At 29.1% G+C, this 21,992-nt stretch carries 19 protein-coding genes; 16 read left to right on the forward strand and 3 right to left on the reverse strand.

Features of this window, described 5'->3' with window-relative positions:
- The first annotated feature begins 66 nt into the window (after positions 1-66).
- Positions 67-846 (forward strand): nucleoside triphosphate pyrophosphohydrolase, encoded by a 780-nt coding sequence (mazG, locus tag Q0733_RS01975; RefSeq protein ID WP_298778284.1) that lies wholly within the window; start codon positions 67-69, stop codon positions 844-846.
- Positions 847-884: 38 nt separating this feature from the next.
- Here mazG and Q0733_RS01980 read toward each other — a convergent pair whose 3' ends face one another.
- On the reverse strand, positions 885-2,768 hold the full coding sequence (locus Q0733_RS01980; RefSeq protein ID WP_298778286.1) for a sodium:solute symporter: 1,884 nt from the start codon (positions 2,766-2,768) through the stop codon (positions 885-887).
- A gap of 373 nt (positions 2,769-3,141) precedes the next feature.
- Entirely contained in the window at positions 3,142-5,661 is a 2,520-nt protein-coding gene (locus Q0733_RS01985; protein ID WP_298778289.1) for a PIG-L family deacetylase, read from the reverse strand.
- A 178-nt stretch (positions 5,662-5,839) separates the two neighbouring features.
- Here Q0733_RS01985 and dnaN point away from each other — a divergent pair, with 178 nt between their 5' ends.
- From dnaN to Q0733_RS02010, 5 genes are all read left to right on the forward strand, one after another.
- On the forward strand, positions 5,840-6,958 hold the full coding sequence (gene dnaN / locus Q0733_RS01990) for a DNA polymerase III subunit beta (RefSeq protein WP_298778291.1): 1,119 nt from the start codon (positions 5,840-5,842) through the stop codon (positions 6,956-6,958).
- Between the two features lie 89 nt (positions 6,959-7,047).
- Positions 7,048-7,647: an acyl carrier protein phosphodiesterase gene (locus tag Q0733_RS01995; RefSeq protein ID WP_298778293.1), complete on the forward strand. Its 600-nt coding sequence runs from the start codon at positions 7,048-7,050 to the stop codon at positions 7,645-7,647.
- Between the two features lie 2 nt (positions 7,648-7,649).
- Entirely contained in the window at positions 7,650-9,341 is a 1,692-nt protein-coding gene (gene ggt, locus Q0733_RS02000; RefSeq protein ID WP_298778295.1) for a gamma-glutamyltransferase, read from the forward strand.
- A gap of 37 nt (positions 9,342-9,378) precedes the next feature.
- Positions 9,379-9,795, forward strand: a complete 417-nt coding sequence (locus Q0733_RS02005; protein ID WP_298778297.1) for a VOC family protein — start codon at positions 9,379-9,381, stop codon at positions 9,793-9,795.
- Positions 9,795-10,673, forward strand: coding sequence for an RluA family pseudouridine synthase (locus Q0733_RS02010; protein ID WP_298778300.1), 879 nt, complete (start codon positions 9,795-9,797; stop codon positions 10,671-10,673). The genes Q0733_RS02005 and Q0733_RS02010 overlap by 1 nt, the downstream gene beginning before the upstream one ends.
- Before the next feature lie 8 nt (positions 10,674-10,681).
- On the opposite strand, the gene Q0733_RS02015 is transcribed toward Q0733_RS02010, so the two are convergent.
- A complete protein-coding gene (locus tag Q0733_RS02015) occupies positions 10,682-12,169 on the reverse strand; it encodes a PLP-dependent aminotransferase family protein (protein ID WP_298778302.1) in 1,488 nt (495 codons plus the stop codon).
- A gap of 83 nt (positions 12,170-12,252) precedes the next feature.
- Here Q0733_RS02015 and Q0733_RS02020 point away from each other — a divergent pair, with 83 nt between their 5' ends.
- The 10 genes from Q0733_RS02020 to Q0733_RS02065 all read left to right on the forward strand — a co-directional run bounded on the left by Q0733_RS02020 (position 12,253) and on the right by Q0733_RS02065 (position 21,981).
- Positions 12,253-12,771: a DinB family protein gene (locus Q0733_RS02020; RefSeq protein ID WP_298778305.1), complete on the forward strand. Its 519-nt coding sequence runs from the start codon at positions 12,253-12,255 to the stop codon at positions 12,769-12,771.
- Positions 12,771-13,061, forward strand: a complete 291-nt coding sequence (locus Q0733_RS02025; protein WP_298778307.1) for a DUF1272 domain-containing protein — start codon at positions 12,771-12,773, stop codon at positions 13,059-13,061. Before Q0733_RS02020 ends, Q0733_RS02025 begins: the two co-directional genes overlap by 1 nt.
- 2 nt (positions 13,062-13,063) lie before the next feature.
- Positions 13,064-13,579 (forward strand): GNAT family N-acetyltransferase, encoded by a 516-nt coding sequence (locus Q0733_RS02030; protein WP_298778310.1) that lies wholly within the window; start codon positions 13,064-13,066, stop codon positions 13,577-13,579.
- Positions 13,580-13,582: 3 nt separating this feature from the next.
- On the forward strand, positions 13,583-14,242 hold the full coding sequence (locus tag Q0733_RS02035) for a pyridoxamine 5'-phosphate oxidase family protein (protein ID WP_298778312.1): 660 nt from the start codon (positions 13,583-13,585) through the stop codon (positions 14,240-14,242).
- A 49-nt stretch (positions 14,243-14,291) separates the two neighbouring features.
- Entirely contained in the window at positions 14,292-14,984 is a 693-nt protein-coding gene (locus Q0733_RS02040; protein WP_298778314.1) for a hypothetical protein, read from the forward strand.
- Positions 14,984-16,066 carry an AI-2E family transporter gene (locus Q0733_RS02045; RefSeq protein WP_298778317.1) on the forward strand — a complete coding sequence of 361 codons (1,083 nt, stop codon included), beginning with the start codon at positions 14,984-14,986 and terminating at the stop codon, positions 16,064-16,066. The genes Q0733_RS02040 and Q0733_RS02045 overlap by 1 nt, the downstream gene beginning before the upstream one ends.
- 6 nt (positions 16,067-16,072) lie before the next feature.
- The gene (locus tag Q0733_RS02050) at positions 16,073-17,248 is read left to right on the forward strand and encodes a class I SAM-dependent methyltransferase (protein ID WP_298778321.1); all 1,176 of its coding nucleotides are present in this window, start codon (positions 16,073-16,075) and stop codon (positions 17,246-17,248) included.
- 100 nt (positions 17,249-17,348) lie between these two features.
- Complete coding sequence (fdhD, locus tag Q0733_RS02055; RefSeq protein WP_298778324.1) at positions 17,349-18,155, forward strand: formate dehydrogenase accessory sulfurtransferase FdhD; 807 nt, start codon at positions 17,349-17,351, stop codon at positions 18,153-18,155.
- Positions 18,148-20,439: an FdhF/YdeP family oxidoreductase gene (locus Q0733_RS02060; protein WP_298778325.1), complete on the forward strand. Its 2,292-nt coding sequence runs from the start codon at positions 18,148-18,150 to the stop codon at positions 20,437-20,439. The genes fdhD and Q0733_RS02060 overlap by 8 nt, the downstream gene beginning before the upstream one ends.
- Positions 20,440-21,981: a hypothetical protein gene (locus Q0733_RS02065; RefSeq protein ID WP_298778328.1), complete on the forward strand. Its 1,542-nt coding sequence runs from the start codon at positions 20,440-20,442 to the stop codon at positions 21,979-21,981.
- Positions 21,982-21,992: the final 11 nt, after the last annotated feature.

Below are 21,992 nucleotides of genomic sequence, written 5' to 3' on the forward strand. Positions count from 1 at the left end.
AATAGCTGTTTTCTTACTCAACTTTGTGAATCTAAAATATTACACTAGTAAATCTGGTTATAAAAAATGAACTCTAGAAAACAACAATTAGCAGCATTTAATAGATTATTAGACATCATGGATGACCTCCGTGAAAAATGTCCTTGGGATAAAAAACAAACTCTTGAAAGTTTGCGTCATTTAACCATTGAAGAAACATATGAACTAGCAGACGCCATTCTTGATAATGACTTGCAAGAAATAAAAAAAGAGTTAGGTGATGTTTTATTGCACATCGTTTTTTATGCAAAAATAGGAAGCGAAAAAAATGCTTTTGATATTGCTGATGTTGCAAATTCTATATCTGATAAATTAATTGACAGGCATCCTCATATTTATGGTGATGTAGTAGTCGAAAATGAAGCAGATGTAAAACGAAACTGGGAACAATTAAAACTAAAAGAAGGTAAAGAATCTGTTTTAGAAGGTGTACCCAAAAGTTTGCCCGCTGTTGTAAAAGCTAGTAGAATTCAAGAAAAAGTTGCTGGAGTTGGCTTTGACTGGGAAAAACCAGAACAGGTTTGGGAAAAAGTACAAGAAGAACTTACTGAACTAAATGAAGAAATTAAAGCTGATAATAAAGAAAATACAGAAAAAGAATTTGGCGACGTGTTATTTTCAATGATTAATTATGCACGTTTTATTGATGTAAACCCTGAGAACGCTTTAGAAAAAACGAATAAGAAATTTATTAATCGTTTTCAATATTTAGAAAAAGAAGCAAAAAAAGAAGGCAAACAAATTACTGATATGTCTTTAACAGAAATGGATGTCTATTGGGAAAAATCAAAAGAGTTTTTTAAATAAATATTTTTTATAAAAAAAACGCTACTCATTTTTAAACTTTATTTTTCATTCAAACTTGTTTTATCAAAATTGAAATACCCTAAAAAGAAGAATAAAACAATTAAGGAAACAACGTGAACAATATTTAAAGAAACATCGTTTAAAATATCGTAAGTAATTTTAAAAATAGTTAAAGAAGTAACAATTAAAATAATTTTACTTTGCTTATTTATCGCCTTAAACACGAACGATAATGAGAAAAATAGCACCAAAATACAGCCAATAAAATTCAACCATAAATAACTAATTATGGGTTCTAAACCTTGTTGCTCTAAACTATAAATACCAAAATAATAGATAGAGCATATTAATATTTGTGTAATTAATGCTGATCTAAAAACAGCAGTTCCATTTACTTTTTTAAAGAAAAATGCCAATAAGAAAATACCTAAAACGTTTCCATAAAAAATAGAGCCAATAATATTAACTAATTGAATTAAATTATCAAATAAATTAGCTATACAAGCCACTAAAATTGCAATTAAACCCCAAAGTAAAGTAAACCATTTTGAAGCTTTTACAAAATGTGCTTCGCTCTTTTCTTCTTTTACATTTCGTTTGTATAAATCCATTGCCGTGGTACTTGCCAAGGCATTTAGTTCTGATGCTGTAGATGACATTGCTGCAGATAAAATAACAGCTAATAAAAGCCCAATTAATCCACGTGGTAAATTGTTTAAAATAAAATGAATAAACACATAGTCTTTATCATTAGATTCTATTTTATCAAGCGTATTTTCTTCGTCAATTTTATCAATAATAACTTTTGATTTAGCTTTTAAAGCCAAATCTCTTTCATTTAATTCTTGAATTTGTTGTTTTTCTTTCGCTTGAAAACCATCAGAAAATAATGCTTTTTTTGTATTTTCAATCTCTATATGTTCAGCTTCTAACTCCTGATATTCAGCAACATATTTTGATTTCTGAACCTGTTCATTTGCACCTGGATTAAAATTTAATGGTGACGGATTAAATTGATAAAACACAAAAACCATTACACCAATTAACAATATAAAGAACTGCATTGGCACTTTTAACAACCCGTTAAAAATCAAGCCCAACTGACTTTCTCTTACCGATTTGCCAGACAAGTAACGCTGAACCTGACTTTGATCTGTTCCAAAATAAGACAGCATTAAAAATGTTCCACCTAAAATCCCTGTCCAAACTGTGTATCTATTGCTCAAATCAAAAGAAAAATCCAACACCTCCATTTTATCACTTGCACCAGCAATTTCAAGTGCATTTGTAAAGGTTATGTTTGCAGGAAGCTGGCTCATAATCATAAAAAAAGCAATTAGCATTCCTATAAAAATGATAATCATTTGCTGCTTTTGAGTTACGTTTACCGCTTTTGTACCTCCAGAAACCGTATAAATAATTACTAAAAAACCAATGATAATATTTAGCGTTAACAAATCCCAACCTAAAACTGCCGATAAAATAATTGCAGGTGCAAAAATGGTAATTCCTGCAGCCAAACCTCTTTGAATTAAGAATAAAATTGCCGCTAAACTTCTGGTCTTTAAATCAAACCTACCCTCTAGAAACTCATATGCTGTATATACTTTTAACTTGTGATAAATAGGGATAAACACCACGCAAATGATTACCATTGCAATTGGCAACCCAAAGTAAAATTGCACAAAGCCCATTCCGCTATGAAATGCTTGCCCCGGCGTTGATAAAAACGTAATTGCACTTGCCTGCGTAGCCATTACAGACAGCCCAATAGTCCACCATTTACTATCGCTCCCTCCTTTTATATAATCTGTTACGTTGGTATTTTTTCTAGTTACATACGTTCCATAAGCAACAATAAATATTAAGGTTACTGATAAAATAATCCAATCTATTGCGTGTAATTTACTTTCTATTTCCATAAACTAAACTGTAAAATATTTTTTAATAAAATAAAATGCTATCAAGTAAATTACATTAGCTATCAAAACCAAAGTATATTCTTTTTTCCAAGTGTATTTTTCTTTCATTCTATGTTTTTTTTTGTAGCTATTTCCTGCTTTTCACTATATCTTTTTATGTTGTTATAATTGCTAAGCCTGTTTTTATAAATTTTAGCAAGTTCATCATTAAAAGACAGATTGCTTCGTTCCTCGCAATTACGCTTATTTATTTTGAGCATAAAAAGGATGTCGTTTCAATCAGGGCTAAACTTATTTGCCAACTTTTATGATTATCTAAATCTAAACGAACTTATTATAGATTCCTGTTTTACAGAAAGTTACAAAACAGACCTTACTTTTTAAGTATTTGTTTAACCTCTATTTTTTCTTTGCCTACAGACAACATATTTGCAAACAATTTATACGCCCCAGAAACTCCTGCTGGCAATTCTCTAAAAAAACTTAAACCTGTGTATATATAATTTCCTTTACCATATTTTGCAATTAATAGGCTTCCTTTTTTTGCTGATTCACCTTTATCATTCATAGATAAAATTGGAGTAAACTCTTTCCCCCAAGAATCAGGAAAATACAAACCACGTTCTTGTACCCAATATTTAAAATCATTTTGCGTAATTTTATTTGGGAAGTTTAACAACTCATGGTTTTTTTCTAAAATTCTAACTTCAGCAAATTCGTCTGTAACTCTATCTCTAGAAAGGTTTAATGCATAAGGTGCAGCAACATCTACTCTTCTGTTGGTATTGTATTGTACAATCATATTACCGCCATTTTCAACATAATTAAGCAAGAATTTTTGTTTAAATTTTAACTCTTTTACTACATTGTAAGCTCTAATTCCTAAAACAATAGCATCATATTTTTGAAGGGTTTTATCATCAATCTCAGTTGGATTTATCTCTACAACCGTATAACCAATTTGTCGTAAACTTTCTGGAACAGCATCTCCTGCACCTTTTATATAACCAATATAATTACCTGATTTTTTTATATCTAAACGAACAATTTTAGCCTCAGAATTTAATAAAACCGATTGTTTTGGAATGTGATTGTAATTGATTTCAACCAATTGTTTTTTATAGTTTTTTCCATTGGAAACAGCTACCACTTTTAACTTTCCTTCAGATTGATTTTTAGGAGGAGAAACTAAAAACTCAACAGTTTGTTTGTCATTTTTTTGTTTGATATTAAATGAGGTTTTTTGGGGAGTAACTTCCCAACCTGTTGGCACTTTTAGACTCACATCTCCAGTCACATTATTTGCACCAGCTCTTACCTCTACTACAACTTTCTGTTGAGAATCATCAGAAAAAATAATTACTTTATCTTTTAACTTTGTAGTAATTAGTGGTAAAATTTCAAAAGGTTCATAAATTTCACCTTTATCTCTTTCTGCATATCTTCTTACTACATTTTTTGTAATAGTAATTGGCACATTATCAATTAATAAATCAAAATCAATTTTTGCAGGTCTTGGCGTTTCAGGATTTCCAATTAAATTCTGATTATCAACCATGTACATTCCTAAAGAAGCTTGTTTTTTTAACCAATAAGGATCAGAAAAGGCATTCACTTTTAACGTTATCGTCTCTTTAAAATTTATTTTTTTATTAGATAATAATTCAATTTCTTTTTTAACTTTTTTTGCATCAATTGTTGATGTTATTGAAATTAAATCTATGTTTACATCACTCCTATTTAAAACCTCAAAATCAACATCAACCTTAGAATTTGGCGTTCCAGAAGCACTAATTGCAGAAGCTTCTAAATATAAACCCGCGCAAGCTTCTATGATTTCTTTAATTTGCTTTTCTTTAATTTTTCTCCAATGCTTATCTTCTAGTTTTTGAATTTTTAAATAGGCTTCCATAAGTTTAGGCAAATGCTTAGACGGGTTTACAAAATCGTAATTCTCTTCTAAATCATATAAAATAGCACCAATTTCCCCTCCATCTTTAATCCGATTCCAAGTAGTATTTATACCTGAAAAAACATCATTTTTATCTTTCAAAGGATTACCTTTTAAAAACTCTACATACTCCGCTTGTTCCCCTCTTGTAGTTAACCTGCCAAAACCTTGACATAAATGTTGGCTACTTGCTATTGAAGCTAACTCATTGTTTGATAATCCTTTTAATGGATAATACACGCCAATATCAAACTTTGTAAAATCTTTTGCTATCTTTTTAAATTCTGCTTCTCTACCTCTATAAAACCAAGAAGAAGTATTGTGAAACAACCGTTTAGGCTGCCAAGTTTCAGTATATTTTAATTGCTCAGAAAATTTAGATTTATCATTTACCAAGTCAAAAGCCTCTACGCTTAACATGGCAGAACTTGTATGGTGCCCATGAGTTGTACCAGGTGTTCTATGATTAAACCTATTAATAATTACATCTGGTTTAAAAGTTCTAATTGCCCAAACAACATCACTTAAAACTTTTTCTTTGTCCCAAATTTGTAGCGTTTCATCGGGGTGTTTAGAGTATCCAAAATCGTTTGCTCTTGTAAAAAACTGTTCACCTCCGTCAACTCTTCTTGCAGCCAATAATTCTTGTGTTCTAATTACCCCTAACAGCTCTCTAATTTCCGAGCCAATTAAATTCTGCCCCCCATCACCTCTTGTTAAAGATAAATAGCCGGTTCTTGCTTTTACATTATTTGCTAAATAAGCAATTAAACGCGTGTTTTCGTCATCTGGATGTGCAGCAATGTATAAAGCAGTACCTAAAAAATTTAGTTTTTGAATTTTTTCGTAAATCTGATTTGAGTTTAATTTACTGGGTTTTTGAGCCGATATTGATAATGAAATCAATAAAAAAGAAAGCGCTAAAAAAGTTTTTTTTTTCATTGGGTTAGTTTGATGAATATAACAAAAATAGTTTTTTTTATTTCCTAAAACACATCAATTAACATAATTATAACGTTTTAAATTTCATTAACAAAATGAGTATAACCTGTTGATAAATTAATTTTTAAAGTCACTTATTTAGAATATATTTGTAAAACAAATTAAGAAAAGAAATTACATGAAATTTATTGTATCAAGTTCACAATTATTAAAACAATTACAAGTTTTAGGTGGCGTTATAAATAGTAACAACACTTTACCAATTTTAGACAATTTTTTATTTGAAATTTCTAAAAACCAATTGAAAGTTTCTGCATCAGATTTAGAAACAACAATGAGTTCTGTAGTTGATATAGAAAGTGACAGTACTGGTTCTATTGCAGTTTCAGCACGTTTATTATTAGATACATTAAAAACTTTTCCTGACCAACCGTTAACCTTTAAAACTGAAGGAGACAATACTATTGAAATCAGCTCTAATCAAGGAAAATATGATATGGCTTATTTTGGTGGAGATGAATTTCCAAAAGCAGTTTCTTTACCTTCTCCAAGTAAAACAATAGTTCCTGGTCATATTTTAGGTACAGCAATTTCTAAAACAATTTTTGCTGCTGGTAATGATGATTTAAGACCAGTAATGAGTGGAGTATTTTTTCAGTTCAGTTCTCAAAGCTTAACTTTTGTAGCTACTGATGCTCATAAATTAGTAAAGTATTCTAGAACAGATGTTACTGCAGATCAAACAGCAGAATTTATAATGCCAAAAAAGCCTTTAAACTTATTAAAAGGGATTTTAGGTGGTTCAGATAGTGAAGTTACAATTGAATATAATGATGCAAACGCAAAATTTACATTTGAAAATGTAGTTTTAGTTTGTAGATTAATTGATGGAAAATACCCTAATTACGAGGCTGTAATTCCAAAAGAAAACCCAAATAAATTAACCGTTGATAGAGCTTCTTTTTTAAACTCTGTAAGACGTGTTTCTATTTTCTCTAGTAAAACTACACATCAAATTCGTTTAAAAATGGCAGGAACAGAATTAAATATTTCTGCTGAAGATTTAGATTTTGCAAATAAAGCTGACGAACGATTAAGTTGTGATTATCAAGGCGATGACATGCAAATTGGTTTCAACTCACGTTTTTTAAGCGAAATGTTAAACAACCTAAGTTCTAGTGAAGTTCTAATTGAAATGAGTTTACCAAATAGAGCTGGTATTTTAACTCCTATTGATGGTACAGATGAAGGCGAACAACTTACAATGTTAGTAATGCCAGTGATGTTGAATAGTTAAGAAATATCCTTATCTATTTTTAGGTAAAAAACTATAATATTTAAAACCACAATCTAATTGATTGTGGTTTTTTGTTTACATTTACTTTCATGAATTTCCTAGCACATTTATACTTATCACAAAACAACACTAATATTATGATTGGTAATTTTATTGCAGATCATATTAAAGGAAATAATTATGAAGGTTTTTCAAAAGAAATTCAGCAAGGTATTTTTTTACATAGAGAAATTGATACATTTACAGATACTCATAAAATTGTTAGAAAAAGCAAAAGACGATTACACGAACGTTACAAACACTATGATGGTGTAATTATAGATATTTTTTACGATTATTATTTAGCTAAAAATTGGAGTAATTATTCAGCAATTCCGTTAGATGTATATACAAATTCTATCAATCAAATGTTTGGTAATATCTCATCTGAGTTACCTGTAAAATCTCAACAATTTATTAAGTATATGATTGAATATAACATCCTTTTCAATTATCAATTTAAAAATGGAATTGAGCGTGTTTTAACAGGAATGAACAACAGAACAAAAGGTAAATCTCAAATGAATTTAGCTATTGAAGACTTAATTGAATTAGAACATGAGTTTCAAGAAGATTTTACAATCTTCTTTGATGATTTACAAGAGTTTTGCAACTTAAAATTAAAAGAAATAAGCCAACCAAATTTATAATTATGAAACAAATATTTTCACTTCTTGTAATTTCAATTGCATTATTTAATTGTAAAACTACAACAAAGAAAGAAAAAATTACAGGTTTAATTACTGAAAAAGCAATGGTTGTTTCTGCACGTGAAGAAGCTTCTAAAATTGGCGTAGACATTCTAAAAAAAGGAGGTAATGCCTTTGATGCAATGGTTGCAACAGAGTTAGCATTAGCAGTTGCTTATCCTTATGCAGGTAATATTGGTGGTGGTGGTTTTATGGTTTATCGTAAAAATGATGGAGAAATTGGTGCTTTAGATTATAGAGAAAAAGCTCCTTTAGCTGCTGAAAAAGATATGTATTTAGATGATAATGGTAATGTTATTAAAGGAAAAAGTACTATCGGAGCAATGGCTGTTGGTATTCCTGGCACTGTTGCCGGAGTTTTTGCTGCTCATAAAAAATTTGGTACACTTTCTATTCAAGAAATTTTACAACCCGTTATAGAATTGGCTAATAAAGGTGTTATTGTTACAAAGAAACAAGAGGCTCGAATTAAAAAATATCAACCTGCATTTAAAAAAGCAAACAAGTCTTTAATTATTTTAGATAGTGTTTGGAAAGAAAATGATATTATTAAATACAATGCTTTAGCAGCAACATTAGAAAGGATTTCTAAAAACGGGAGGGATGAATTTTACAAAGGTGAAACCGCAGAACGTTTAGTGAAATTTATGCAAGCAAATGGCGGAATTATGACGCTTGAAGATTTAGCAAAATACGAAGTAAAATGGCGTAAACCAATCACATTTAATTATGATGATTTAAAAATAATTTCTATGTCTCCACCTTCTAGTGGAGGAATTTGCTTAGCACAAATAATGAATGGAATTGAGTCTTATGATTTAGATAAATTTGGTCATAACTCTACAAAAGCAATTCAAGTTATTACAGAAGCCGAAAGACGTGCTTATGCGGATAGAAGTTTCTTTTTAGGAGATCCAGATTTTGTAAATATCCCGTTAGAAACTTTAATTTCTAAAGAGTATACTAATGGAAGAATGGATAATTTTTCTTTTGAAAAAGCTACAAAATCAGAAGATGTTGCACATGGAACTGTAGAAATGATTGAAAGCGATGAAACAACCCATTATGCTATTGTAGATCAATTTGGAAATGCTGTTTCGGTTACCACTACTTTAAATGGCGCGTATGGTTCTAAAATGTATTGCTCAGATTTAGGTTTCTTCCTAAATAACGAAATGGACGATTTTTCTAGCAAACCTGGTGTACCAAATATGTTTGGTTTAATTGGGGCAAAGGCAAATGAAATTGCACCTCAAAAAAGAATGTTAAGCTCTATGACACCCACTATTGTAGAAAAAGATGGTAAACTTTGGATGGTGGTAGGAACTCCAGGTGGCTCAACAATTATAACCTCTGTATTGCAAACTATTTTAAACGTGCACGAGTTTGGTTTTGGTATGCAAGAGGCTGTGAATCAGCCTCGTTTTCATCATCAATGGTTACCAGATGTAATTATGATGGAACCTAACAAATTTGATAAAAAAACAATAACTGAACTTGAAAAAGTAGGTTATAAAATTAATCAGAAAGATGCTCCTGTTATTGGTAAAGTAGAAGGTATTTTGGTTTTACAAAATGGAAAACTAGAAGGCGGTGCAGATCCTAGAGGCGACGATAAAGCTTTAGGGTATTAATAAGAAGTAAACATAATAACAACTTTGAAACTTAAAAATGATACAACCATTCCATTTAGCAATACCCGTTCAAAATTTAGAAAAATGTAGAACTTTTTATAGAGATGTTTTAAATTGTAAAGAAGGACGTTCTACTGAAAATTGGGTAGATTTTAATTTCTTTGGGCATCAATTAGTAATTCATCAAAAAGATGGATTTAACCCTGAAAGAATTTCAAATCCTGTTGATGGGCATGATGTACCTGTTCCACATTTTGGTGTGGTTTTAACTTGGGATGTTTGGCAAGATTTATCAAAAAGATTAATTGCTGTTAACACAAAATTCATCATTGAACCTTGTATCCGTTTTGAAGGAAAAGTTGGTGAACAAGCAACCATGTTTTTTAACGACCCAGAAAATAATGCATTAGAATTTAAAGCTTTTAAAGATATTGGACAATTGTTTGCCAAATAATGCAATTATCAGAAACTCATATTGCTAAAATATTAGAAAACCCGATTCGGTTTCAAGAATATGCTGTTGGAATTTTTAACACAACTCCCACAAAATCAGCCATAAAAAAAGCAATCAAAAAAGAGCTTATTTATATTGATGGAATTCTAGCCACAACTTCCAAATATATTTCTGGTGGAGAAAAAATAGATTTATATCAATCAGAAAAATCATCAACTTTTAAAAGATTAAAATTAGATTTAGAAGTCTTATTTGAAGATGATTATTTAGCAATTATTTATAAACCAGCTGGAATTTTAGTCAGCGGAAATAAATTTGTAACGATTGCTAATGGCCTTTCTCAAAACTTACAAAAAAGTAATCAAATTGATACGGTTAAACCACAACCAATTCACAGGCTAGATTATGCAACAAGTGGTGTTTTAGTAATTGGAAAAACAAGTTCAGCTATTTTAAAACTGGGTAAATTATTTGAGAATAAACAAATCGAAAAAATATATTACGCCGTTACTATTGGTAAAATGAACACAACAGGAAGTATTGATTTTACTATTGATGAAAAAAAATCGCATACAGCATATGAAGTCTTACAATCAGAAACATCTGAACGATTTAAGTATTTAAACTTGGTAAAATTAAAACCAAAAACAGGAAGAAAACATCAGCTAAGAAAGCATTTATCTGCCATTGGAAATCAAATTTTAGGTGATAAAGAATATGGAAATTCTACTTTATTTTTAAACGGAAAAGGTTTGTATTTACATGCTTCAACTCTTAAATTTATTCATCCGTTTACAAAAGAAAATATTTCAATTACTAAAGAATTACCAAGAAAATTTTCTAAGATCTTTGAGTTTAACAATCAAAATAAAGAATAAAGAGAAATTTAAAAATTATCATTTCTTATTTCTTTCATCGTTTTAAACAACCTGTTCATCAACTCGTAAATTTCTTTTTCATCATAAGCAGCAAACCCGATTCTTATACTATTATGGCCAATTTTGGCATTATCATAACGTTGCCAATCACCTATATTAAGTTTGTTTATTTTTGCAATTTCTGTAACTTTTTTCCAAGAATATTTCTTATTTAACTTTACCCAAACAGCCATTCCACCTTTTGGGATTTCAAATTGAAAAACATCAGAAAAATTATCAATCAAAAGCTTACAAAATAAATCTCTTCTTTGTTTGTAAATTTTCATTACTTTTTTAATATGCCTGTCTAAATCGCCATTTTTAATAAACTCTTCAAAGGTTAATTCAAGTAACGCATCACCTTGCCTATCAATAAATCTTCGCTGATTTGCTGCTTCATTTACAAATTCTTTTGAAGCAATTAAATAGCCAACTCTAAAAACTGGTGCAACAGTTTTGCAAACAGAACCAATATAAATTACGTTTCCGTTAGTATCATGACTTGCCAAAGGTAAAATTGGCGAATATTGATAATTAAAATCGTAGTCATAATCATCTTCTATAATGGCAAAATTATAAGTTTTAGACAGGTTTAACAGATGAATTCTTCTTTCTGCAGACAACGTTACCGTTGTTGGATGATGGTGATGAGAAGTCACATAAACAGCCTTTATTTGCTGTTCCTTGCAAATAGTTTCAATCTTACTAATTACCAAACCATTTTCATCAACAGGAACTCTTAAAAGTTTAGCCTCTTGCTGTAAAAAACTTGTATCCGCAGATGTATAATTTGTTTCGCCAACAATAATAACATCCTCTTTTTGCAATAATAATTTTGCAGATAAATGAATGCCCATTTGGCTACCTCTAGTAATTAAAATATTACTGATTGTTGTATTTAATCCGCGTGTTTTGTTTAAATATTCAGAAAGTGTTTTTCGTAGTTTTTCATTTCCAAAAAGTGATCCATAAGACATTTCTTTATAAATAAGTTTTCTACCTGAAATTCGTCTATAAATCCTTGCTAGATCTATTATTGGTGTTAATCTAACATCAGAAACTCCATCGTTTAAAGACATAAAACCTTCTTGCAATTTTGGTGATTTACGTTCTAACTTTTTATCCGTATAAAATTGAAATCCAGCAGAATTACTCTTAAACTCATCATCTAAAACTTGTTTTTCTTTTTGATATAACTCTGGCAAATCGGCATGTACAAAAGTTCCCTTTTTAGAAATGCTTTCCACCCATCCTTGTGCTAATAATTCATCATAACAGGCAACAACAGTTTTTCTGTGTACTTCTAATAAACTTGCTAAAGTTCTACTTCCTGGTAATTTTGTACTTGGCAAAAGTTTTTTATCTTTTATTAATATAATAAATTGATTTGCTAGTTGTAAGTACAAGGCTTGTTTGCTATTTCTATCAAACTGAATTATGGTTTTATAAGGAATCATAAACTGGACTATTATTTATTTTTAATCTGGATGATTATAACAGTCCATAAAAATACTATTTTTGAACTATAAAATGATAAAAAATGCAAAAACAGGAATTAACATCAAAAGAATATAATTCATACTATAAAAGATATATAGAATTAGTACCTGAAACTACAGATTTAAAAACTGGTTTAGAAGATGATAAAAAAATGGTTAATGACTTCTTTTCATCAATACCTGAAGAAAAGCTAATTTTTAGTTACGCCCTTAAAAAATGGACTGTAAAAGAAATTTTACAACATATAATAGATACCGAGCGTATTTTTACTCATCGTTTATTTAGTATCTCAAGACAAGACAAAACACCTTTACCTAGTTATGAACAAGATGATTATATAGATCCTTCTGAAGCAAATAATAAAACTTTAGAAGAATTATTACACGAATTTACAGTAACTCGTTTATACACTACAAATATTATCAACAGTATTTCTGATGAAAATTTAAGTAATATGGGCATAGTTAGCAATTCTCCAATGTCAGCAAGAGCATGTGCTTTTTTACTTTTAGGACACAGTATTTGGCATATAAAAATCATTAAAGAAAGGTATTTATAATGTTAGAAATTAGACCTAATTGCGAGCATTGTAATAAAGATTTACCAAATACATCAACAGAAGCAATGATTTGCTCTTTTGAATGTACTTATTGCAAAACTTGTGCTTTAGAAGTTTTTGATAATGTTTGCCCAAGTTGTATTGGCAATTTTGTTGAACGCCCAATTCGTCCACTAAAAATGATTGTAAAATACCCTGCATCAACAAAAATAATTTTTAAACCTAAAAATTTAGAAATTTCGAAAATGAATTCAGAACAATATAAAAACATAACCCCGCAAAAAAGATAAAGATGATTACAATTAGAAAAGCTACAACAGCAGACGCTACGCATATTGCTTTATTAGGGAGAATTACCTACACAGAATCTCACGGAAATTATATTAAAGAAAAGGAAGATTTATTAAAATTTTATGAGGAATATTATTCAGTTTCTAGAATAAGAGAAGAAATAAATGATGTAGAAAATATATTTTGGATTGTTTTTTCTGATGAATTACCTATTGGTTTTGCAAAACTTTCTTTAAATATAAGTTACACAAAAACATCCGAAATAAACTCTTGTAAACTACAAAGATTATATGTATTAAATGATTTTATTGGATTTAAAATAGGGTCTCAATTACAAGAAATCATTTTAAAAGAGGCTAAGGATTTAAACTTTAAAAACATCTGGCTAACAGCTTATTACAAAAATAAAAAAGGAATTAAATTTTATAAAAGATACGGTTTCAAAGAAATTGGAAGTATCGACTTTATTGTAGGAAAAAGTAATTATCCAAATTTAGTATTCTCTAAAAAATTATAAAAAATGAAAGAATATCAAAAATCAAAATTAAACAGAGTAAAAAGAGGTGCAAACAGAGCAACTTATAATATTGAAAAAATAAATACCATTTTAGATGCTGGTTGTATTGGTTATGTTGCATACAATTATAACGGAACAGCAATTACAATTCCGATGGCTTATGGCAGAATGGATAACAAAATCATTTTGCATGGCTCCAACGCAAATAGAATGCTTACTTCACTTTTAGATCAAGAACAAATGAGTATGACAGTAATGCATTTAGATGCCTTGGTTTTAGCACGTTCTGGTTTTCATCATTCTGTAAATTATAGATCTGCAACCATATTTGGCAAAGCTAAAAAAATTGAAGACCCTATAGCTAAAAATGATGCTCTTTTCTGTTTTATGGAACATATGATGAAAGGTCGTTGGGATGGAGTTCGTAAAATGACAAAAGAAGAATTTGACAGAACTTTAACTATAGAAATGACCATAGAAACTGCTTCTGCAAAAGTGAGAGATACTGGTGTTTCAGATGAACCAGAAGATTATGATTTAGATGTTTGGGCAGGCTTGGTACCTATAAAACAGGTTGCAGAATACCCAATTCCTGATAAAGGAAAACCCGAAAACATGAAAATACCTAAACATGTTTTAGAATATTATGAGCAAAACAAATAATGAATGCGTAAAAAATGATAAATTAGCTTCTTAATTTATCATTTTTTTTATGAAAACGTTTTTCAAAATAATAGGAAGTATTTTAGTACTGATTATAGTTAGTGGAGCCATATATTTTTTTACAAATAATGAAGCTTTACCTGAAGGCAAAAAAGGAAAAGAAGCTGATGATTTGGCAGTAAAAATGTTTACCGCCATTAATTATAAAGCCTTTGAAAGTACTAAAATTTTAGAATGGTCCTTTAGAAATAAACATCATTACAAATGGAATAAACAAGAAAATATTGTTCATATATCTTGGAATGAATACAAGGTGACTTTAAATACAAAGCAATACGAAAAATCTGAAGTTTATATTGATGGGAAAATTTCTGAGAACAAAGAATTAATACAAAAAGCTAAAGATTTTTTTAACAATGATTCTTTTTGGTTAGTAGCTCATTATAAAATTTTTGATTCTGGAACAGAAAGAAGTATTGTAAAACACAATGATAAAGAGGCTTTATTAATTACCTATACTTCTGGAGGAACAACTCCTGGTGATTCTTATTTGTGGATTTTGGATGACAACTACTTTCCTACTTCTTATAAAATGTGGACGAGTATTATTCCTATTGGCGGCGTATCTGCAACTTGGAATGATCTAAAAAAAACAGAGTCTGGTATTTTTCTTCCAACAAAACATAAACTTTCTCTTTTTGGAATGGAAATTCCAATGGGAGATGTAAAAAGCTATAATTAATGAACTCAAAAATCATTGCAAACGGAATTTTAAGAGCACTAACTATTATACTTAGTTTAGTTTTACTATTATTCTTTTTATTTAAAATACAATCAGTAATTGTTTATATACTAATTGCCGCAATTTTATCTTTAATTGCAAGACCAATTATTCTTTTTTTAAGAAGAAAATTAAAGTTTCCTAACACATTATCAGTAGTTACAACAATGCTATTAATGTTAGGACTTTTATCTGGTTTAATTGGCATGTTTATTCCTTTAATTATTAAACAAAGTGAAAGTTTATCACTATTACATGTAGATGAGCTTCAAAGTAATATTCAAAATATATTTAACCAAATAACTGCTTATTTTTCATCAAAAGGTATTGACGTTTTAAGTGAATTAAAAAACCTAAACTTTGCTTCTGAATTTAAACAAATACCAAATTTATTAAACTCTTTTTTAAGTGCAATTGGTTCCTTAAGTGTTGGGTTATTTTCTGTACTATTTATTTCTTTTTTCTTTATGAAAGATAGTAAACTTTTAAAAAATGGAGTTATGACAATTATTCCAAATAAAACAGAAAATCGTTTTTCAAAATCATTAGAAATTATAAATGATTTACTTTCTAGGTACTTTATTGGTTTAATATTTCAAATCACCATTTTATTTATCATTTACACAATTATTTTATTAGTTTTTGATATTGATAATGCAATTGTTATTGCCTTTTTATGTGCATTATTAAACTTAATCCCTTATGTAGGACCAATGATTGGTGCTGTAATTATGTTTATTTTATCAATGACAAGTAATATTGGTTTAGATTTTCAAACAGAAATTTTACCAACTTCTTTATGGATTATGTTCTGGTATTTAATTGCTCAATTGGTAGATAATTTTGCAAGTCAGCCACTAATATTTTCAAAAACAACAAAATCTCATCCTTTAGAAATTTTTTTAATTATTATAATTGGCGGGTTACTTTTTGGTATTACTGGAATGATAACTGCAGTACCATGTTACACTGCTTTAAAAGTAATTTTAAAAGAATTTTTATCAGAAAATAAAATTGTAAAATCATTAACTAAAGATATTTAATTTCTTTTGAATCTTACTATTCTACATGCTGATGTTCAGAAATTTATAGATGATAATTTAAAAACAGATATTACAAAACTGATTTTAAAAGGAAGTCCATTTAAAAATATTTCTGTACAAGAATTAGCCAATCAAATTTCTGCTAAACAAAAAGCAAAACACAAATTACCAACATGGTTTGCTACAAAAAACATCTATTTTCCGTCAAAAATTAGTATAGAACAAACATCATCAGAAATTACTTCAGATTATAAATCAACTTTAGTTTCTGGAAACACAATTATTGATATTACAGGTGGTTTTGGGGTTGATTGTTTATATTTTTCTAAGCAATTTAAAAAAGTAATTTATTGTGAAATAAATGATGAACTGTCAACAATTGTAAAATATAATTATCAACAATTAAAGTGTAATAATATTGCAACACTTTCTGGCAACGGAATTGATTTTCTTAAAAAATCAGATACTTTTTTTGATTGTATTTACATAGATCCATCAAGAAGAAATGACCTAAAAGGTAAAGTTTTTTTATTAAAAGACTGCTTACCAAATGTACCAGAAAATATTCATTTTTTATTCACCAAAACAAACCAAATATTACTTAAAAATTCGCCAATATTAGATATTACAAGTACAATAAATGAGCTTAAATTTGTCAAAGAGATTCATATCATTGCTGTTAATAATGAAGTAAAAGAGTTGTTGTTTTTATTAGAAAAAAACTACAAAAACAATATCAATATTAAAACAATCAATATTGATAAAAAAGGAAATCAAACTTTTAACTTTGAGTTTCAAGAAAATGTACAATCTACATATTCGAAACCTCTCTCCTATTTATACGAACCAAATGCTGCTATTCTAAAATCTGGAGCATTTCATCACATATCAGAAAAATTAAATATTTATAAATTACAACAACATTCACATTTATATACTTCAGATCTTTTAATTGATTTTCCAGGAAGGCGTTTTAAAATTATCAATGTAATTTCTTACAAAAAGAAAAATATTCAAAAATTATTACCTCAAAAGAAAGCAAACATTACAACAAGAAACTTTCCGAAAACTGTTGCACAAATTAGAAAAGAAACAAAAATAAAAGACGGTGGAAATCTTTTTTTATTTTTCACTACAAATATTGAGAATGAACATATTGTTATCATTTGCGAAAAAGGCTAAATAAAACTAACATTTATTTTAAATTATCTTTTAATTTAAAATGGTGTCGATTTTAATAGGAACCTTTTTTATACAATCACTTTTCATTAAGTTTGTATCTATGCAAACTCAAAAATATGAAGCCTTAAAAATTGCACAACTAAAACAAGAAGTAATTACAGATAATTTAGTTGTAGAAAGCGCTTTACAAATAAACATTAATCAAGAGCCTTATACAGTTGTTATGAGAACTCCAAATAACGATTTAGAATTAATAAGAGGGTTGCTTTTTGCGGAAGATATTTATAAAAAAAATGAACAGCTGAAATTTGAAATAATTGAACAAGAAAACAAAATTAACAAAATAATAAATGCTACAATCTCTAAAGGTCATCTAGGAAAAGGGTATTTAAATAAACGAACATTATTATCAGTTTCGTCTTGTGGTATTTGTGGTAAACAAGAATTAAAAGATTTAAAAGTAGATGAAAAAAAACTGAATAAATCATTTTCTTTTTCAATAACAATTATAAAAAAAATGTTGCAGAAGATGAATAATTTTCAACAGGTATTTGAAATTACAGGTGGTAGTCATGCAGCAGCAATTTTTGATAAAAAACAGAATTTATTATCTATAAAAGAAGATCTTGGAAGACATAATGCCGTAGATAAAGTTGTAGGCGATTTATTAATAAAAAACAAACTACAATCTGCAAATTATTTATTGGTTAGTGGTCGTGTTTCATATGAAATAGTAACCAAAGCATTTATTGCAAAAATTCCAGTAATCATTGCAATTTCGGCATGTTCATCACTAGCTGTAGATTTTGCAAAAGAGTTTGGCATTTGTTTAATTGGTTTTACAAGAAATGAAAAAATGACCATCTATTCTAATCCAAATTATATTACTAAATTAGAGCATGCATAAAAAAACAGACGCACAACCTCCAGAAAAACTAACAGGAATTCAAACTATTGACATTCCAAAATCTGCAGTTGGTGCAAAAGCTATAAAATCTGCATTAGCACATATTAATGATGAAGTTGGTATTATAAAAGGAATTGGGTTATTAAAAAGCTTAAACCAAAAAAATGGTTTTGATTGCCCAGGTTGCGCTTGGCCAGATCCTGATGCAAAACGTGCTTTTTTAGCTGAATATTGTGAAAATGGAGCTAAAGCAGTTGCTGAAGAAGCTACAAAAAATAAAGTTTCTCCTTTATTTTTTGCAACGCATTCGGTCAAAGAATTATCTAAATTATCAGATTATGAAATTGGTAAAAGTGGACGAATTACCCATCCAATGTATTTGCCGGAAGGTAAAGATAATTATGAAGAAATTTCTTGGAATAATGCGTTTAAAATTATTGGCAATGAGTTAAATGCTTTAGATTCTCCTGATGAAGCTATTTTTTATACTTCAGGAAGAACCAGTAATGAAGCTGCTTTTTTATATCAATTATTTGTGCGTCAGTTTGGTACTAATAATTTACCAGATTGCTCTAACATGTGCCATGAATCTAGTGGCGCAGCACTTTCTGAAACTTTAGGAATTGGCAAAGGCTCTGTTACTTTAGATGATTTCAACCACACAGATTTGGTAATTGTTATTGGTCAAAACCCAGGAACAAACCATCCAAGGATGTTAACTGCTTTAAGTGAAACTAAAAAGAAAGGTGGCAAAATTATTACCATAAACCCATTACCCGAAGTTGGTTTACTTAATTATAAAGATCCACAAAATCCTTTAAAATGGATTGGTTCTGGACAAAATTTAACAGATCTATTTCTACAAATAAAAATTAATGGTGATGTAGCTTTGCTAAAAGTTATCTTAAAATTGATGAAAGAAAAAGAAGATGCTGAGCCATATTCAGTTTTTAATCATCAATTTATTGAAGAAAAAACAGCAGGTTTAGACATTCTTTTAAAAGATTTAGATAACTATTCAATAAATGAATTACTACCTCAAACGGGTTTAACTTTAGCCCAAATAAAAGAAGCTACAAACCTAATTATCAACAATGAAAAAATAATTTTTTGTTGGGCAATGGGTTTAACACAACATAAAAATGGGGTTGATAATATTAGAGAAATCGTAAATATTTTATTATTAAAAGGAAGTATTGGAAAACAAGGTGCAGGAACTTGCCCTGTTCGCGGACATTCTAATGTTCAAGGAGATAGAACAATGGGAATTTGGGAAAAACCACTTGCTTCTTTTTTAGATAATTTAGAAAAAGAATTCAGTTTTAAAGCGCCAAGAAAACACGGTTTTGATGTTGTTGATGCCATTGAAGCAATGCATCAAAAAAAGGCAAAAGTATTTTTTGGAATGGGTGGTAATTTTATTTCTGCAACTCCAGATACAGAATTTACTGCGGAAGCTTTACAGAATTGTAATTTAACCGTTCAGGTTTCAACTAAATTAAATAGAAGCCATTTGATTCATGGAAAAAAAGCATTGATTTTACCTTGTTTAGGTCGTTCTGAAAAAGATTTTCAAGCTTCTGGAGAGCAATTTATTTCTGTTGAAAACTCTATGGGAATTGTTCATCAATCTCATGGTCATTTAGAACCTTGTTCAGAAAAATTATTAAGCGAACCTGCAATAGTAGCTGGTTTAGCAAATGTTACTTTAAAAAATTCAACCACAAATTGGAGTAAACTAATTTCAAATTACGACTTAATTCGTAATAAAATTGAAGCAACCATTCCGGGTTTTCAAAATTTTAATAAACGAGTTAGAGTTAAAGGAGGTTTTTACCTACCTAACAATGCTAGAGAAAATAATTTTGAACCTACTAAAACTGGTAAAGCAAATTTCAGTATCAACAAACCATCAGAAATTAAATTGAAAAAAAATCATTTTTTGATGATGACTATAAGAACTCATGATCAATACAACACTACTATTTATGGCTTAAATGATAGGTATAGAGGAGTTTTAAATGAACGTAGAGTGATTTTTATGAATCAAGAAGATATGAATTATTTAGGTATAAAAAAGTTAGATTTAGTAGATTTAATAAGTCATTTTAATGATGAAAAAAGAGAAGCAAAAGGTTTTTTAGCAGTTCCTTATAATATACCTAAACAATGCACAGCAACTTATTTTCCTGAAGCAAACGTACTCGTACCAATAAAAAGCAAAGCTGATATTAGTAATACACCAACATCCAAAACAGTAATTATTACCATTCATAAAAGATAAATGAAAAAGTATATTTTAATATTTACAATCACGGTTATTAGCCAGTTCTCACTTGCTCAAAACGACATTATCCCTGAAATAAAAACTCAAAAAGGTTTTGCCAAAATTAATTTTCTTTCGATTAATATGCCAGAAACCTCAATTGTAAATGAAGCAAATATGGGGTTTACAGGAATTCATTATAATTTAATGCTAAATGACTGGGCCTATGCTGGTGTAGGTATCTACGGTGCTGTTAGCGGAGAAAGAGGTGGTTTTTTTACTTTGGGTATAAATGCTGGTATAAAAAAACACATAACCGATCGTTTTTATACAGACGCTGGTTTTCACTTTGGTGGTGGTGGTGGTGCATCAGCACCAGATGGTGGTGGCGCATTTATTTTACCTCATTTTAATTTAGGCTATGATTTTAATACTTTTTCAATAAATTCAGGTTGGAGTTATGTTGATTTTTTTGATGGTGGAGAAATTAAAGGACATCAATTAAATATTGGTATAGAAATTCCTTTAGATTATGATCATGCAAATTATAATTCATCAGAAAGTGAGTATGATTTTGATGAATTAAAAAAGTCTGATTGGAATATACCTACCAAAAGAAATTCTTTAATGTTTCATGCAAATAACTTAAAAATTAAAGGAAATACGCAACAATCAAGTGGTGTAAAATATAATGGAGAAACCATACGATTAGCAGGTTTTGAATTTGCCTCTTACCTAACAGAAAATTGGTTTGCTTTTGTAAAGGTTGATGGTGCTTACGATGGTATAAAAGCGGGTTATATGGATGTTTTTTTAGGTGGCGGATATCACTATGCTTTTAACAAAAACAGGACTAACATTATAGCCAAATTTGGTGTTGGAGCTGGCGGTGGTGGCGGAATTGACACAAAAGGAGGTTTTTTAATTTATCCTGATATATCTATTGAGCAAAAATTATTTAACGATCTTTTTATCGCAATTAATACAGGTTATGTAATGTCTACAAATTCAGATGTTTTTACTTCTTCTTATGGTATAGGACTTAAATATTATGTTGAAAGAAGTGGCATTATTTCAAACAAAAATATATTTTCAAAAGGAATATTTAAAGGGCTAAATGTAATTGTAAAACAAGATGTTTATATAAATGCAGACAGAGATGCTATCTCAGCTGAAAATATGCATCAAATATCTTTACAAGTAAATTTAGATATAAATAAAAACCTATATGTAGCTGGTCAAACATCATTTGCTAATTTTGGAAATGCCGGAGCTTATGCAGAAGGTATTGTAGGTTTAGGTGCAAAAACAAATCCGATTTTAAATGATAAAGCAACCCTTTTTGTACAAACTTTAGCTGGTGCTGCTGGAGGTGGCGGCATTAGTACTGGCGAAGGTTTGATTGTAAAACCTAGCGCAGGTTTAAATTATCAAATAAATAATAATCTTGGTATTAGAAGTGCTGTTGGATTTGTAAAAGCAAAAGGAGGTAATTTAAGTAGTCCCTTTGTGAATTTTGGTATTAACTATCATTTAGCATTTCTAAAAATGAATAAATGATGTACTTATAA

Origin of the sequence: uncultured Polaribacter sp. (assembly GCF_947500975.1) — a bacterium.
Classification (GTDB): Bacteria; Bacteroidota; Bacteroidia; order Flavobacteriales; family Flavobacteriaceae; genus Polaribacter.